This is a genomic window from Hahella sp. CCB-MM4, assembly GCF_002260525.1.
Classification (GTDB): domain Bacteria; phylum Pseudomonadota; class Gammaproteobacteria; order Pseudomonadales; family Oleiphilaceae; genus Hahella.
In genome coordinates, this window is record NZ_MRYI01000003.1 from 267,201 (window position 1) to 281,528 (window position 14,328).

The 14,328-nt window shown below is 50.4% G+C and carries 14 protein-coding genes; 8 read left to right on the plus strand and 6 right to left on the minus strand.

Going from position 1 to position 14,328, the window contains the following annotated elements:
• Positions 1–152: 152 nt before the first annotated feature.
• A complete protein-coding gene (locus tag BTA51_RS08345; RefSeq protein ID WP_094706984.1) occupies positions 153–2,561 on the minus strand; it encodes a parallel beta-helix domain-containing protein in 2,409 nt (802 codons plus the stop codon).
• Positions 2,562–2,867: 306 nt separating this feature from the next.
• On the opposite strand from BTA51_RS08345, the gene BTA51_RS08350 reads away from it, so the two are divergent.
• From BTA51_RS08350 to BTA51_RS08360, 3 genes are all read left to right on the plus strand, one after another.
• Complete coding sequence (locus tag BTA51_RS08350) at positions 2,868–3,461, plus strand: TetR/AcrR family transcriptional regulator (RefSeq protein ID WP_094706985.1); 594 nt, start codon at positions 2,868–2,870, stop codon at positions 3,459–3,461.
• A 466-nt stretch (positions 3,462–3,927) separates the two neighbouring features.
• Positions 3,928–4,758: an SGNH/GDSL hydrolase family protein gene (locus BTA51_RS08355; RefSeq protein ID WP_246840973.1), complete on the plus strand. Its 831-nt coding sequence runs from the start codon at positions 3,928–3,930 to the stop codon at positions 4,756–4,758.
• Positions 4,759–4,900: 142 nt separating this feature from the next.
• Positions 4,901–5,506: a cation diffusion facilitator family transporter gene (locus BTA51_RS08360; protein ID WP_246840974.1), complete on the plus strand. Its 606-nt coding sequence runs from the start codon at positions 4,901–4,903 to the stop codon at positions 5,504–5,506.
• Positions 5,507–5,528: 22 nt separating this feature from the next.
• Here the strand turns inward: BTA51_RS08360 and BTA51_RS08365 are convergent, their stop codons facing one another.
• Positions 5,529–5,987 carry a MerR family transcriptional regulator gene (locus BTA51_RS08365; protein ID WP_246840975.1) on the minus strand — a complete coding sequence of 153 codons (459 nt, stop codon included), beginning with the start codon at positions 5,985–5,987 and terminating at the stop codon, positions 5,529–5,531.
• 308 nt (positions 5,988–6,295) lie between these two features.
• On the opposite strand from BTA51_RS08365, the gene BTA51_RS08370 reads away from it, so the two are divergent.
• The 3 genes from BTA51_RS08370 (at position 6,296) to BTA51_RS08380 (ending at position 8,858) form a co-directional block, all read left to right on the plus strand.
• A complete protein-coding gene (locus BTA51_RS08370) occupies positions 6,296–7,057 on the plus strand; it encodes an ABC transporter substrate-binding protein (RefSeq protein ID WP_094706987.1) in 762 nt (253 codons plus the stop codon).
• A 77-nt stretch (positions 7,058–7,134) separates the two neighbouring features.
• Positions 7,135–7,920: an ABC transporter substrate-binding protein gene (locus BTA51_RS08375; RefSeq protein ID WP_094706988.1), complete on the plus strand. Its 786-nt coding sequence runs from the start codon at positions 7,135–7,137 to the stop codon at positions 7,918–7,920.
• Positions 7,921–8,015: 95 nt separating this feature from the next.
• Positions 8,016–8,858, plus strand: coding sequence for an ABC transporter substrate-binding protein (locus BTA51_RS08380; protein ID WP_094706989.1), 843 nt, complete (start codon positions 8,016–8,018; stop codon positions 8,856–8,858).
• A gap of 31 nt (positions 8,859–8,889) precedes the next feature.
• Here the strand turns inward: BTA51_RS08380 and BTA51_RS08385 are convergent, their stop codons facing one another.
• The 4 genes from BTA51_RS08385 to asnS form a co-directional block, all read right to left on the minus strand.
• Positions 8,890–9,294 (minus strand): DoxX-like family protein, encoded by a 405-nt coding sequence (locus BTA51_RS08385; protein ID WP_094706990.1) that lies wholly within the window; start codon positions 9,292–9,294, stop codon positions 8,890–8,892.
• Positions 9,295–9,454: 160 nt separating this feature from the next.
• On the minus strand, positions 9,455–9,859 hold the full coding sequence (locus tag BTA51_RS08390) for a GFA family protein (protein WP_094706991.1): 405 nt from the start codon (positions 9,857–9,859) through the stop codon (positions 9,455–9,457).
• A 74-nt stretch (positions 9,860–9,933) separates the two neighbouring features.
• Complete coding sequence (locus tag BTA51_RS08395; RefSeq protein ID WP_094706992.1) at positions 9,934–10,407, minus strand: GNAT family N-acetyltransferase; 474 nt, start codon at positions 10,405–10,407, stop codon at positions 9,934–9,936.
• A 268-nt stretch (positions 10,408–10,675) separates the two neighbouring features.
• Complete coding sequence (gene asnS / locus BTA51_RS08400) at positions 10,676–12,073, minus strand: asparagine--tRNA ligase (protein ID WP_094706993.1); 1,398 nt, start codon at positions 12,071–12,073, stop codon at positions 10,676–10,678.
• A 448-nt stretch (positions 12,074–12,521) separates the two neighbouring features.
• Here asnS and cmoA point away from each other — a divergent pair, with 448 nt between their 5' ends.
• Together cmoA and cmoB are read left to right on the plus strand one after the other, a co-directional pair.
• The gene (gene cmoA, locus BTA51_RS08405) at positions 12,522–13,271 is read left to right on the plus strand and encodes a carboxy-S-adenosyl-L-methionine synthase CmoA (RefSeq protein ID WP_094706994.1); all 750 of its coding nucleotides are present in this window, start codon (positions 12,522–12,524) and stop codon (positions 13,269–13,271) included.
• A 36-nt stretch (positions 13,272–13,307) separates the two neighbouring features.
• A complete protein-coding gene (gene cmoB / locus BTA51_RS08410; protein WP_094706995.1) occupies positions 13,308–14,285 on the plus strand; it encodes a tRNA 5-methoxyuridine(34)/uridine 5-oxyacetic acid(34) synthase CmoB in 978 nt (325 codons plus the stop codon).
• The last annotated feature ends 43 nt before the right edge of the window (positions 14,286–14,328 follow it).

The following is a 14,328-nucleotide window of genomic DNA, read 5'->3' on the forward strand; positions in this document are numbered from 1 at the left end:
GCTCTGCAGGTAGATAGAATTGCACTTCTCTCGTCATAACGAGTCATCAAGAAAAGGGCCGGCATCATCACCGGCCCTTTTTTCTATTTACCTATCATGATTCTCAACATGATCGGGTGCTCTATATGGTTGAGTCATTGAATTTACATCGCCTACTGCAACTGCACGCCGGGTGGCTGACATACCTCCGTCAAAGTACTGATCCATTCCCTGACTACATCGATTCCCCCTTGATGGTGAATGCTGCGCCCAAGCTCCGGCATACGGATAGCCGGATCATTGGATTCCATGCGATATACCAGGATGGATTCGTCCGGATTCCCCGGCGCAATATCAAAGGAATAACCACCAGAACCCCGCCCGGCTGCAACAGGACTCTTACATACGCCATAGGTACTGTTCACCGGCTGCTCTTCATTAAGCAACAGTCCGGTGGCATAAGCTCTGCCGCCGGCGCTGTGGCAATGTGCACAGTTGATGTCCAGGTACGCTTTCGCCCTGGCCTGCAGCGTTCCGTCACCAGGGTCGTTCCAGGTGGGTGTCCGGGGGATTTCTGCTGAATCAGGAGCACTGTGCAACATCTGCAGCTGTGCCATCAGATCCAGCTGATTACCGCCATCGGGTAACCCCATCTCATCGGCGAAAGCATAGACTTTATTCATCAGCCTAGCTTTGGGACCGATAGGCAACAGAAGGCCGCCGTTGGCATGACAGCTCTTACACTGATTGGCATTGGGCACCCGGTAGCTGGAAGTCATCACTTCACCCTCCGGCGTGGTAATTTCGAAAGTTTCACTCCCACCACCAAGAGCAAGATGCGCCACACCGGTTTGTCTGTCCCAGATATATGGTAGTCCGACCCAACCGGCTTCTCTGCGAATCAGCAACCGGGTTTCAACAACAGTCTCCGGGCTTCCAGGCTGTTCTGCTACCAAAGGCATGGCAAATGTCTTCGCAATGATGGTGCCGACCGGGAAGCCAAGCAGTCCGGCACCCTGGTACTCAGCAGGAGTGCCTTCCGGGAGGAATATAAAACGATACTTATTGGCATAATCGCTGAACAGCGGGCTGGTCAGATCATAATGGAAGCCATTATTAGCGTCTCGGGTGGGATCTGCTTGATTGGCGAACAGGTGGTAACTTTGTAGTTCAGGGCAGTTCACCACGTGGGCATCAAAGTTAACGCCATCCGTATCCGCACCACACAGTGCTTCAACTTCTTCCGGAGTGTATTCATCACCATCGTCATCCGGGACCGGTGGAAAGTCGCCCAACTCAACCGGAGGTAAAGAGACATTCTGACATTGATAGGGCCCCAGATCCGTCAGTACCGGTCCCCCGGGAAGACCAAAAAATTTATACAACCAGGTATCCGTATTCATCAACTGCAGATTGCCGAACAGAGAAGGAAAACCCAGTTTCGTCTTATTGTTGGTGATGCACAGAGACGCAAACTCCGGCCCGGCAGCGGTGATGCCGTCGACACTGATATCGGAAACCGGCTTGAAGCTGGTGAGATGGAGAATATTATTGAGGGTGTTGAAGTCAGTGCCGTCATAATAGGGAAATCTTGGACGGCTGATCTTATTGTCCCTGATCGTCACCCGTTCCGGGAATGGATCGTAGCCGGGTGGCAACGGAAGATCATTCAACAGCGCGATAGCAACATAGCTTACCACGGTCGCTCCAACAGTCTTATTTCCGATAACTTTGTTGTTATAAATCTCAACATCATCGGTCGCCATCACCATCACCCCGGTACCTGATGGCACATTCCCTACAATGTTCCCCGCCGGCGCAAAGTTAGAGGTGTTGTTGTCGACGACCGTGTTATTGAATACCCGGGAATGAGATCCTGCCTGGGACAGGCCGGGAAGATCAAATACCAGGATACCGCCGGTGTTATGCGTGGCAGTATTTTCATAAACATCCGCACGCTGGGTGTTTTCGATTTCAATCCCGGCAACGTTGTATTCCGCCAGATTCCGACGAACCACGACATCAGCGGACTGCCCGACATAAATGCCGGCATCAGAAGCGCCACGAACAATGCTGTCTTCCACCAGCACATTCTGGCTAAGCACCGGATACAAACCATAGGCTCCATTGGTTTCATCAGGTCCGTTGGTCCACTCCACCCTGACCCGGCGTATAACAATACCGTCGGCACCTTCTATCCTCAAACCATCACCGGCAGTATCTTCTATTGCCAGATCTTCCGCGGTGAAAGCATCAGCCACTACCAGAACCCCCTGAGCACCACTGGGCTGATTCTTGAAGCTGAGAATGGTTTTATCCATCCCCTGCCCTTTTAAAGTGACATGCGAGGTATTCAGTACCAGTTCGTCATCAAAATGGTAGCTACCGGCTGGCAGGTTGATGGTGGTCCCGGGTTTTACCGTGATAAATGCCTCTTGCAGGCGATAAGGAAGGTCCGGTCCCGGCTCCAGGTTTACTACATCACCAGGCGCGGCCGACGCCTGCTGCCAGCCCGTTACAGCCAGCAAGAGTATCCATAGCAGCGGCCCGAAGGTCGCGTCTTTGAGTCGTATCAGTCTCATAACAGCCTCACGTTGTTGTTTTTGTTTATTTACAGCTGATGATGCCGGTCAACCTTTCCATGGACAGCAGATCCATTTATTTGCTGAACGACGTTAAAAGATTAGGCGACTTTTTAAGCACTTATTGTGACCACAATCACAAAGTCAGTTTTATTTCGAGTGATACTCAGGTTTAGCAGAGATCGTTTTTAGGACCGGATCACAGAGAAGGAATCCTTGCTATAACAATTCGTTAGATAGCTTGTCCAACAACGACAGATTCAGTAGTCTCATTGAACTACCTTACAGCAGGAGAAAGAATCCAGCGTGCGAGTTGTGCCCAAACAAAGCCGGTCCCAGGCCAAAATAGATCTAATTCTCAGCACGACCGCAGCTCTGCTGGTTGAGCACGGAGCCGACGCGATCACCATGAGCGATATTGCGGCCAACTGCGAATTACCCATTGGCACGCTGTATCACTACTTTCCGAACAAGAATCAGGTGTTAAAAACGCTGGCGGAACAGTCCATCAACGCCATCGATGAGGAACTCGGCCAAGCCATTGAGCAGGCCTCAAGATCCAATATCGATTGGATGACACTGGTGGATATGGTGTTTGATGCCTATCGACAGGCCCCAGGGCTGATGCCCCTGTTTCAGGCCATCAAAGCTATCCCTGAACTTCGGGACATCGTGGATAATTCCAATGCCAGAGTCGCAGAGATTCTGGCTAACCACGTTGATCCCCGGCGCCGTCTTCCACCTGAACGCCGCTTACTGGTGTGCAGACTCATTTCTGAGCTGGTACAGTCCTGCCTCGAGTACGCTCTGATTCAATGTGTTGACTCGGTCAAGGTCAAAGAAATTTCCAACGAACTGAAAGTCATGTTGTCTGCTTTACAGAACCACTATTTCAGATAGCCGGGCAACCTGCCACTGATATTTCCCTTCGTGACTGCGGTTTCCACTGCAGTGCAATAGCCGTGTAGCTCCTTTATTTATGTAACTCCTCTATTTATGTAATTCCTTTATTTATGTAACTGCATTATTTGTGTAACTCCCTTACTTGTGTAATTCCTATATTTGCTTAATTTCTCTATGAGAGTCATTTTCTGCTAGTCCAATTTCGCCGCCAGTTCAATACAGCGATAGCGTGACAGAACATTTTATCATTATTTTACAAGAAATAAGGGTTACTACCTATGCCAGATAGCCGACATGTGTACTATTACTAATCTGTCTGCATTTTAACCGGCAGGCAGGTGAGTAACGAAGTTGTGAACCGGAAAATTCTAAACAGCCCGTCGGCTTCTTCTCACCGGCATATCTAACTGAACTGAAATCTTTTGGTTGCAGTCACTTATACCATCAACAGGGAGAACACTAAGTGAATCGGAAGACCATCTTTATCCAATCCATCGTTGTACTAATCGCATCCATCTTCGTCAGCAATGCTTTTGCATACGATCATTCCTTCTTACCCGACAAACCGCTCATCCTAATCGGCGGATCTTATGCCAATGCCAATACTCCGCTGCATCAGGATCTGCAGGGACCGCTTCAAGGTCTCTCGGTAGGTTCCGGTGACTATATTGACCTTGGCACGGCACTGACCCGCCTCGGGGCCAAAGTCCGCAATGAAGGCCAGGCCGGCGCCACCACGTTCAGCCGGATAAGCTGTAACCCCGTATGTGGTGAGTCCACCTGGGACAGCTACTCGACACAACTGCAAAGAGGCTTACGTCGTGTCGCCACATTCGACAGTAACGGACCTACCGGCTATAACGCGGACTACGTCATTATCAGCATCGGTAATGATTGCCTGCACTCCGATTCATTCGGTATTAAGCAGACGCTGACAGGCCCCTGCTCCTTCGCCGAAATGAATGAAGCCGTTGACCGCCTGATTGCCGTCGGACAGGAAGTTCTCGACCTTGGAATGACACCTGTGTATTCCATGTATCCCAAAGCCAGAGATCTCGACCTGCCACTATTTGCCCAAGTGTCCGGATTGATTTGGGCCATGACGAACGAACAGTTTGATGCCTTCGGTCAGTTGTATGCCTCAAGAATCCGCAATGAACTTCCCGACGCAGTGCTGGTAAAAACCTGGAAATATTTTGACCACCGCGGAGATGGCATTCATCCGGATGAGCCGACAGTAATGATCGGGGCATATCGTCTCCTGCGTGCTATTGCCAGGCACCAAAGACACTAGGAAAGCCAGGAATTAGTAGCAGGGATGCTCTTCACATCCATTTTTTAATTAGCCCCTTGACCCTGTAGTCACTACAGGGTTTTTAATTCCTTCCATGAACCATCCAACATAGAGGAACGAAATCATGGCAGGTTGCTGCGAGATGGACGCAAAACAGGACAGGCAGCGCCGACTGCTCTGGCTAGTATTAATACTCAACGGGGGAATGTTCGTCGTAGAACTGGTGGCAGGCCTTCTGGCCCAATCCACCGGGTTGTTGGCAGACTCCCTTGATATGCTGGCAGATGCTGCGGTCTACGCAATCAGTCTCTATGCTGTAGGAAGAGCCGCATCCGTCAAGATTACCGCGGCGCGGCTGAACGGCTTGTTTCAGCTGACATTGGGAATCGGGGTATTGATAGAAATCGTCCGGCGTATCTGGACAGGAAGCTCTCCGAACGAAAGTATCATGTTGTCGGTGGCACTGGCGGCACTGGCGGTGAATGTGTTCTGCTTTGTCATGCTCTACAGCCAGCGACAGGGAGATATCAATATCCGGGCCGCCTGGATCTGTTCCCGCAATGATATGCTGGCCAATATCGGAGTCATCGTGGCGGCAGGGCTGGTGAACCAATTCGATCAGGCCTGGCCGGACTGGGCCATTGGCGGCATTATCGCCATCGTCGTAATCCATTCAGCCGTCGGAATTCTGCGTGAAGCAAAGCACGGTGAAGCTCATGGCTGTTCAGACAAGGCCTGCCATACCTGAGCCAGATCCAAGAAATAACTGATCAATCAGGGGACGTCTCTTTCCGGGGCTCCCCCTCCCCATGACAGCCACAATCGCCTTCCACCACAGGGTGATCGAGATCCTGCAAAATACAGCACTGACCGGCCTCCCTTTCACTGTCACAACGACTTCGGAGCGTTTTCAACCGGTTTTTGAGAGACATTAATGATGCGATCTTGTGCTCAATGCTTTCTATATGATGATCAATGCTCTGATTAACCTCATCGCATTTCAAATCCGGATGGCTCTGGTAATGCAATAGCATTTCAATGTCTTTCAACGGCAATTCCAGCGCCCGGCAGTGACGAATAAAATGCAGGGTATCCAGATGATTCTGCCGGTAGTCCCGATAACCCGATTCGAGCCGGGCGGGTTCGTCCAGCAAACCAATACGCTCATAATAGCGAACGGTTTCCACATCACACTTTGCTTTCCGGGCCAGCACACCAATTCTCATCATCGGGCCTATTTTTAGGGACTGTCAGCCGGATTTTACCAGATCAATCACGTCAATCCAGCCTCAGGAAAAGGGACTGGGACTGTGTGGAAATCCGCTCACCTGCCATACCTCGATGGGTGAAATTCCACACATTTCCTCTATTTCCCTCTCTCTCAAATTAATTTTATCCATTTGTTTTTTATATATTTTTTATCAACATTTCGACTTTGGTCTAAGGGTTGCAGTGCTTCCGCTGAGTCGATCAAGGTTGTAACTCACCTTTGGCGTCTCACGGGAAACCTAAAAAATAACATTACCCGGAGATAATCATGAAAACTTCATCGCTAGGCCTGTTTTTCGCACTATCAATTTTCTACCCCATCACCAATGCTGCCAGCCTGACTTTCAACACTCAGGATTTCCGGCCATTTACTTATCAGCAGGATGACATAGTGGCCGGTCCTGGAGCAGAGCTCGTTGAACTGATATGTCAGTCGGCAGGATTCGATTGCTCCATCAATCTAATGAACTGGGGACAAGCCCAACAGGAGGCTAAGGACAAAAAAGTCGACGGACTATTTGTTATCGGCTGGAACGAAAAGAGAAGTGAGTGGCTTCATTATTCGCTTCCCATCATCAACACTCAGTACGGTTTTTTCGTGCAGGAAAGCAACACTAAAGCCTATACAACACTGACCAGCTTCGCAGACCACATCGTTGGGGTGTTCGGGCCATCCAATACTTCCAAGTCCCTGGAGAAAATTCAAAAAGCGGTGCCATCTCTTAAAATCAGCATGGCACCTGACGACCTGATTTCGTTCCAGATGCTCAGTGACGGAAAAGTTGAAGCCGTCTATTCCAATCGTGATGTGGGATTGGAGATCCTGAAGCAGCTTAAGATTTCCAATGTGCGCTATGCCTGGCGTCATAAGACCCTCAACTATTACATCGGGTTCGTCAAACATCACACCAGCCGCCGAATCATCAATGACTTTAATAAAACCTTGAAAACCCTCTATAGATCCGGCGAGGCACAAAAAATACTGGCGAAATACCAGATCGACTCCCCCATGGAAGCTGATACCCAATAACCTGGTCCGAATCGGTCGGCTAATGACAGCTTCTTCATAGCTTTAGTTCATCCCATATCGGGATGTGGAGTCCTATTATGAAATTCCTTGCACTTACGATTTCGATTTTTCTGATCAGCAGCGCCACGCAGGGAATGGATCAGCTCACTTTTACCACACAGGACTTCGGCCCATTTCATATGGATTCCCCCGCTGGAGTGCGGGGACCGGTGGTGGATATTGTCAACAAGGCCTGTGACGAACAGGCCATCAATTGCCGCATCCAGCTTTTCCCCTGGAGACGGACACTCCAGCTTGCCCAGGACGGCGCCGTTAACGGACTGTTTGTGGTGGGCAGAAACCCGGAAAGGGAAAGTTGGTTATATTTCTCGGGCCCCATTGTCGCGACAGAATACGGCTTTTTTGTTCCCCTCAGCGATCAAAAGAACTATCAACGCCTTGAAGATTTCGCCAATTTCCGGGTTGGGGTGTATGGTCCATCCAATACATCCCGTGCGTTGTCGCAGATAGCCCAGTCTCTCGGCAGTCTGACGCTGGAGATGGCCGCAGACGATCTCGATGGGTTTCGGAAGCTCAACGCCAACCGTATTCAGGCAGTCTATTCAAATAAAAGTGTGGGTATATACACCAGCAGCCAGCTGGCACTGACCAATGTCCGTTATGCTTATAGTGACCGTAAGCTATTGTACTATATCGGATTTGTTAAAAGCTCCACGCCCAAGCAACTAGTCAATCGCTTCAATGAGGCTTTGGCGTCAATGTATCTGCGTGGAGAGCTTCAGGATATTCTCCTGCGTCAGGGACTGACCCCGGCAAAACCCTCATCTGTTACCGAAATTCTCTACGGACAGACCGGGAAATAATCTTTCTATATTCCAAGTGCAAAAGTCGTTGCACCGATCTATTATCTTTTTAAAGGGTAGCCTTATCTTTTCGGCCAGCTAAGGATGGTGATTCTTTGTTTACTCCTATCATTCACAGGCTTTTAAAGGCATCGAGACGTCACGCCATAGGCTCTTCCGCAAATCCTGGCGGCTTTTGCCATGATCTATTCCGGGTTATCAAAACTACTTTCTGGATCTTATTTTTCCTCTCAGTTTCATTCTGCGCTCCGGCTGAGAACGAAAATGATGATTCTTCGTCCATTCATGTCACTGTCGCGGTCAATAATGCCCCTCCCTATCGGATCATTGACGGCACCAGGGTCAGTGGTCTCTATATCGATATCTTTAATGCACTCGCCGAGCGGCTTCAATGGCAAGTCATCTATGAAGAGGTCCCCTTTCCCAGAGCGCTTCATATGATGCGGTACGGCCAGGCGGACATCATGCTGGGTCCGATGCGCCGGCCGGAACGGGAAGTATTCATGGACTACTCGATACCTGCCTTTCCCCCGGAAAGAAAGCTGTTTTTAGTGAACGATCCTAAAGAGCAGATTCATAGCTATGAAGATCTCTATGGCAAAATCATTGGAACCTTGAGAGGCAGTGCGTACTTCTTACGTTTTGACAAAGATGAGCAATTGCAGAAAGTGGAGGGAAACAACTACGCCACCCTGTTAAGAATGCTGGCGTATAACAGAGTTGACACCGTGGTTATCCCAGAGCTGCTGGCTGTCGCCTTGCAGAAAGAGCTGGGGCTGAGTTTTACCGCCTCTCCCTACACGGTACCTGGAGAAACCTCCTACATTGCACTGTCGAGAAAATCCGGGCTTCGTGCACGAATGAAAGAAATCAAGCAGGCGCTGGATCAGATGAAAGAAGACCATACTTACGACTCTCTGTTGGATAAGTATCATTAGCTTCGGTCTTCACTACTTTTCTTCTTCCCTACTATCTTGATTCCCTACTTTCCTTACTCCCTCGATTTTGCTTTTCTCTATTTGCCTTGCCCAAAACGACCATACATAAACCTATCATGGCGGCGTTTGTCGTGACCGGATTAAATGCGCCGACTAAAAGATGTGGAGTAAAGATCGCAACATCCACCAGTAGCAATAGCAACATGATCATCGCCACCCATATTGGCCAAAGATGCTGCCTGAATATGAGGATGAGCAATGCCAGGAAAATCTCCAACACCCCTCCGGTAACGGCCACTGTCACTGCATCGATGCCGAGCCCATGGGCCTGAATCATCTCCACTTCCACAGGACTTAAAAATAGGATTTTGGGAATCAGGCCATGGTAGAAAAAGGTAAAAGCCACTACCAGGCGTGCCAGGAAACGATTGTCCATCGTCATACATTCCACGTTAATTCTGCCACCCTGGATCTACCAACGTAGTCAACATCCTTAGATGCACCATCCTTGACTGACCACCGTCATACTGTGCCGCCGAGGTAGGTCTCTACAAGAACGGCTGGAGAGAATACACCGAGAGAACATTGAACGTAGTCTATTCAGGAAATCCATCAAAGTGCGGAACGTCCATCCCGGCTTCATACCATGCTGCCCGCTCAGCCCAAAAAATGTGATCCTGAGGTGTCATTCCCGGATCGCCATCCAGCGAGCCCGCCGGAACGACCAACGCCTTTCCGCTGTTCGAGACATAAGGCACCGCACACCCACAATGATCACAATAGGCATTAGTAATTGAACGCCCCGGCACATCGAAGCGTCTGATCAATTCCTCTCCGCTCAACCAGAAGATGTTATCCGGACGGGTAAACAGGTTGGAGACATGCGCACTCCCCGACGTTTTCTGACACTGAGTGCAGTGACACAAGTGAAACTGCTTAAAGTCTCTATCCAATTCAAAAGTAATCTTTCCGCATAAGCAGCTTCCGCTGATCTTTTCCATATTGCTTCCTCAGATTGAGAGCCTTCATTGTGTCATTCGCGAGCTTAGGCCAGATACGGTTTGATGCATCAGGATCAGTAAAAGTTCCGCCGCATTTTCCGGCCACCGACCGGAGTCAGACCATTGTTCTGATAAAACGCCAGGGTTCGCTCAAACTCAGGTAAGGGTGGAGTGCATAGTTCAATACATGCCCACCCCCGCTGCTCTCCGAGTACCGACACCTGCTCCAATAATTGCTGCCCGACGCCGGAGGAACGGTACCCGGCTTCGACAAAGAACTCCTGCACCACCCCAATTTTACCTTTGGCATACAGGGCATAAGTTTCTGATACAGTGGCGAGAGCGACCGCCTGATGATCGCAATATCCAATAATCGCCAGATAAAGGCCGGCTTTGAGCAGTTCCTCACATCGATTTCTGGTATCGGATACATCAATATCAAAGTGTCTTTCGCCCGTGCGCTCACAGATTTCCCGAGTCAGTTGGACCACCATAGTGGCGATAATCTCTGCATCTTCAGGCGTTGCACGTTCAAATCTTATGTTCATTCACGCAGCCGGTATGTCTAACGATGGAATGAACAGGATGTATCAGAATATCAGCAGGGTCAACGATAGCTTACCGACCGCACCATCAGGTCGATGGACAAGCAAACAAGACAAATGACGGGAACTTGATTGCCGACAGATTTGAAGCCGAATCGGCCAGCAAGGGAGGGAGAGCGAACAGTGCGACCACTGTTCGCTCGGTGTCAGGATGAATTCAGTCCGGGACCAATAGAGTCTCATGACCAATTCAACCTGAGGACAATAGCGCTTAGAAAGGTGCGCTCTTAGGCGTTCTTGGGAACGGAATCACATCGCGTACGTTTTCCATACCCGTGACATAGGCAATAAGACGCTCAAATCCCAAGCCAAAGCCTGCGTGAGGAACGGTGCCGTAGCGACGCAGATCACGGTACCACCACAGCTCTTCCTTATGACCCATTTGTTCCAGGCGGTAATCAAGAACGTCCAGGCGCTCTTCGCGCTGGCTTCCTCCAATGATTTCGCCGATACCCGGCGCCAGCACATCCATTGCTGCCACGGTGGTCTCATCCGGATTCAGACGCATATAAAACGCCTTGATATCCTTCGGATAGTTCATGATGATCACCGGCGAACCCACATGTTTCTCTGCCAGGTAGCGCTCGTGTTCCGACTGCAGATCCAGTCCCCAGGTAACCGGGTATTCGAAAGTCTGGCCTGATGCCTGCAGAATCTTGATCGCTTCACCGTAGTCCATGCGTACGAAGTCTTTGTTGACGATATGCTCCAGGCGACTGACCACTTCAGGGTTAATACGCTGAGCAAAGAAAGCCATATCATCTGCCCGCTCATCCAATACCACTTTGAACAGGTATTTCAGAAAATCTTCCGCTAAATCCGCATCATCGTTCAGGTCCGCAAAGGCGATTTCCGGCTCGATCATCCAGAATTCAGCCAGGTGGCGGCTGGTGTTGGAGTTTTCCGCCCTGAATGTCGGACCAAAAGTGTATACCTTGGACATGGCGAGACAGTAGGACTCAACGTTCAACTGGCCGGATACGGTCAGAAAGGTTTCCTTGCCGAAGAAATCCTCCTGGAAATCCACTTCTCCCCCAGGTCCCTTGGGCAGATTGGCAAAATCCAGCGTACTGACGCGGAACAGCTCACCCGCCCCTTCACAGTCACTGGCGGTCAGAATCGGCGTGTTGATCCACTGGAATCCCTGCTTGTAAAAATAGTCGTGTACCGCATGGGACAAAGTGGTTCTCACCCGGGTAACCGCACCGATGGCGTTGGTACGTGGACGCAGGTGAGCAACGCCTCTTAGAAATTCCAGCGTATGCCGTTTTTTCGCGATAGGATAGGTTTCAGGGTCATCGACCCACCCCACGACTTCCACGGAAGTCGCTTTAATTTCACAAGCCTGCCCTTCTGCCGGCGATTCCACCAATTCGCCTTCGAGCACCACCGAACACCCTGTTGTCAGGTGCAAGACGTTGTCATTGTAGCCGGGGACGTCATTTTCAATGACCGCCTGAATCGGATCAAAACAAGACCCGTCATGTACGTGCAGGAAAGACATGCCCGCCTTGGAATCACGCCGGGATCTTACCCAGCCTTTCACCACCACCTTGGTTCCGGTGGCCACTTTGTTGGACAGAAGGTCCGCTATGCGATGGTATGACATCTGATATTCTCTTTTGCCAAAATTTTGATTGGATATCCCATTTCAAGTGCCACTGCCCTTGTGGGGCAACCCGGCGCATGCCAGTCCTCGGCACCGTCACCGGCGGTCACTTGAATGGGCTATTATTCTGTAAGGACACCAAGTCTAGCAAAAGTCCGCAGTGGCACCTACCTATTAAATCCATGACTTGTTCATCGGCCGGCATTGCGGCGCTTAGTCAACAAAGTGATGGCTTTTAATCGACGACAGTCATGACTAAATAATCGAAAATAGTCGTGACTATTAATCGACTACAGTCGTGGTTATCAATCGCCAACTGCCGTAGCTGTTAATCGCCAGCCGCCGTGGAAATTATGCGGAAAAACACGACCTATAAACCGATGAAAGTGGCTACTTATTGAAAGGACATAAGGGTACAATGCGCGGCTGGACGAGGAGCAACAGACTGATGACCGATCATCAAGACCAGATATATGCCAATCCCCTGGAACAGGTGAAGAGCTTCGTGTTTGACGAGCGGGTGGCCCATGTTTTTACGGACATGATCAACCGGTCCGTGCCGGGCTACGCTATGACCCTGGAAATGTTAGGGGTCATTACCCAGCGTTTTGCCCAACCGGGCTCAGCACTCTACGATCTGGGTTGCTCCCTCGGTGCTTCCACTCTGGCCATGCGATGCAAACTGGATGAGGTGGTTGCCGGTGCTGCAGCCGATTACAAAATGATCGGCATAGACAATTCCGAAGCGATGATCGAACGGTGCCGGGTCAATCTTGCCAGGGTACCGAGTCCGGTACCAACAGAACTGATCTGCCAGGGATTAGAGGAGACGCCAATCGACAATGCATCGATGGTCGTCCTGAATTTCACCTTACAGTTTATCCCCATCGCAGACCGACTCCCGTTGCTCAAACGCATCGCCAAAGGCACCCGTTCCGGAGGAGCTTTGGTTCTGTCGGAGAAAATTGTTTTCGACAATCAGGAAGACCAGGATCTGATGACGGATCTTCACCATGACTTCAAGCGTTCCCGTGGCTATAGCGACCTGGAGATTGCCCAAAAACGCGCAGCCATCGAGAACGTACTGGTCCCGGAAACCATTGATGCTCATCTCAGCCGGTTAAAAGAGGCCGGATACAGCCGGGCTCTGGTGTGGTACCAATGCTTTAACTTTGTATCCTTTCTGGCGATCAGGTAAACCCTCAATATTCAGCGATATCAGAAGCTTCAACCAATGAATTTTTTCGACCCTTTCTTTGACCATATTTCCCACAACCGCCTGGATAAGTACGAGGATGCTTTTCGCCAATCCCTGGACATCAGGTTTCATCAACGTGATCACGGTGATATGCCCGCCTGGGAAAAAGCCTTCAGCCAACTTCCGGATGTGACGCCCTCCAGGCTCGACAATACATCGGATACACTGATGATCGGCTCTGACTCTGACCTGACACCAGAGCAAAGGGAAACCATGGTGGCTGGTCTGCGCGGATTGCACCCATGGAGAAAAGGCCCGTTCAACTTTTTTGGTGAATTTATTGATACCGAATGGCGCTCAGACTGGAAATGGCAGCGACTGGCTCCCCACATCAGCCCCCTCAAGGGCCGATTTGTACTCGATGTAGGATGTGGTAGCGGTTATCACTGCTGGCGAATGCTGGGCGACGACGCCTCGTTTGTCCTGGGTATAGACCCATCCCCCAAATTCCTGTTCCAGTTCCATGCAGTGAAGAAGTATCAACCCACCGCCCCGGTGTTTTACCTTCCATTGCGCTCTGAAGACCTGCCTCAGAATATGCAGGCCTTTGATACGGTCTTTTCCATGGGCGTTCTCTACCACCGGCGTTCAACCTTCGATCATATCGACGAACTCAAAGCCACACTGAAGCCCGGCGGAGAGCTGATACTGGAGACCCTGGTCATTCCCGGTGACGAGAACACTGTCCTCACGCCAAGCGATCGCTATGCTCAAATGCGCAATGTCTGGAGCATTGGCAGCGCCGAAGCTACCAAACGCTGGATCGAACGCTGCGGCTTCGTCAATGTGCGGATCGTGGACGAAACAGTCACTTCGCTGGAAGAGCAACGGCAGACGGACTGGATGACGTTTCAATCCCTGAAAGATTTTCTCGCTCCCAGTGACATCACCAGGACAGTAGAAGGCTATCCTGCGCCTTGCCGGGCGATTATTATCGCCAACAAGCCATCCTGACCCTATATCGATTTGGCAGGCTGCGTGTCCAGCCTGCCAGGTT